This window comes from Myxococcus sp. AB025B (assembly GCF_006518215.1).
GTDB lineage: Bacteria > Myxococcota > Myxococcia > Myxococcales > Myxococcaceae > Myxococcus > Myxococcus fulvus.
The window spans coordinates 1-252 of record NZ_SRLW01000785.1 but is presented as its reverse complement, the minus strand read 5'-3'; the positions used below and the strand labels follow the sequence as shown (position 1 = coordinate 252).

Sequence of the window (252 nt, the reverse complement as noted above, 5' to 3'; positions counted from 1 at the left end):
CCGTACCGTCGAAGAAGAGGGCCTTGGCCCGCCGACGGCTCCTTCCCACGAAGAGGAAGACGTCGCCCGACAGCAGGTCGCGCCCCATGTGGCCCGTCACCAGCGTGGCCAGCGTGTCGAAGCTCTTTCGCATGTCGCACGGCTGCCCATACGCGTACACCGCCAGCCGCCGGGTGGCTCCAATCATCCCCCCAACTCCCGCAGCAGCCGCGCCACCTGCTTCAGCGTCAGCCCCTCCACTCGCACGCCCCC

1 protein-coding gene is annotated in these 252 nt (G+C 69.4%); it reads right to left on the bottom strand.

Annotated features, from left to right (window positions below; translation table 11 throughout):
* Positions 1–187: IS66 family insertion sequence element accessory protein TnpB (tnpB, locus tag FL311_RS43915; protein WP_141333622.1), on the bottom strand; the 187-nt coding region annotated here is incomplete at its 3' end.
* Positions 188–252 lie beyond the last annotated feature (65 nt).